Consider the following 1,396-nt stretch of genomic DNA (forward strand, 5'->3'; position numbering starts at 1 on the left):
TGTCATGTCGCAGGACATTGGTGACAGTTCTGTATCAGGACATCGGTGACACTTCGGGTGTGTTTGGTGGTGACACTTCGCGGGGCGGTGTGCTTTCGGGGTGAGCCGAGTTGAACCCGTCGATCCCCGCATACGTCTCGAAATCTCCCGGTGGCCGCTGGACGCCCCGCGCGGGGCGGTGACGACGTTCTGCGCGGACGCGGGGATCTCCCGCAAGACGTTCTACGAGATCCGCCGCCGCGCCCTCGAGGAGGGGGAGGCGGCGGCGCTGGAACCGCGTTCGCGCCGCCCGAGATCGTCTCCGACTGCGACGAGCGAGGCAGTGAAGGCGGAAGCTCTCAAGGTCCGCGCGGCGCTGGAGCAGTCCGGATGGGATCACGGGCCGATCAGCGTTCACGACAAGATGCTCCGGATGGGGCTCACCCCGCCGTCGATCGCCGCATTGGCACGGATCTTCCGCGAGGCGGGCGTGGCTCGCCTCGAGCCCCGCAAACGTCCGCGCGCGTCCTGGCGGCGGTTTGTCTATCCGGCCCCGAACGCCTGCTGGCAGCTGGATGCCACCGAATACGTCCTCACCCGCGGCCGCGTCTGCGTGATCTTCCAGCTCATCGACGACCACTCCCGCCTCGCGATCGCTTCCCACGTCGCCTCGGGTGAGACCGCCGAGGGAGCGCTGGCTGTCGTCTCCAAAGGGATCGAACGTCACGGCGTCCCGCAGCGGCTGCTGTCCGACAACGGGGCGGCACTGAATCCGTCTCGTCGCGGGATCATCGGGCAGCTGGTCGCCTACGTGACCCGCCTCGGAGTCGAGGCGATCACCGGCAAGCCCTACAAGCCGACCACGCAGGGCAAGAACGAACGCATCCATCAGACGCTGTTCAGATGGCTCGACAAGCAGCCTCTCGCCGAATCCCTCGAGCAGCTGCAGGCCCTCGTCGACGAGTTCGACCACGGCTACAACAACGAACGCGGCCACCAAGCCCTCCCCGGGCGAATGAGCCCACAGGCAGCCTGGGATGCCACTGCCGTCGCTGAGCCTCCTCGTCCACAGCCCGCCGAGCCGGCGCAGGTCAAGCCCGACCGATACGCGGCCGGCCACAAGACCTGCCTGGTCTATCCCCGCGGAGTCATCACCGTCCTGGGCGTCCCCGTCCACGTCGGCAAGGAGCACGGCGGCACCACCGTAGACGTCATCTGGGACGAGGAGAACGTGACCGTCTTCGACGCCCGCGGCACCGCGATCCTGACCTTCCCCCGCCCCGCCAAGGGCACTCGATACGTCGGCAACGGCAAACCCGGCGGGTTCATGGCCACCCCAGTGTCACCGATGTCCTGATGCAGGAACCGTCACCGATGTCCTGATGCAGTTCCGTCACCGATGTCCTGAGACATCACA

Annotated in this window: 1 protein-coding gene; it reads left to right on the forward strand. The window is 67.0% G+C overall.

What is annotated here, in order from left to right:
* The first annotated feature begins 100 nt into the window (after positions 1–100).
* Positions 101–1,336 carry an integrase core domain-containing protein gene (locus AAD528_RS15500; RefSeq protein WP_445974735.1) on the forward strand — a complete coding sequence of 412 codons (1,236 nt, stop codon included), beginning with the start codon at positions 101–103 and terminating at the stop codon, positions 1,334–1,336.
* Positions 1,337–1,396: the final 60 nt, after the last annotated feature.

Source organism: Microbacterium rhizophilum, assembly GCF_039605615.1.
GTDB classification, from domain to species: Bacteria; Actinomycetota; Actinomycetes; order Actinomycetales; family Microbacteriaceae; genus Microbacterium; species Microbacterium rhizophilus.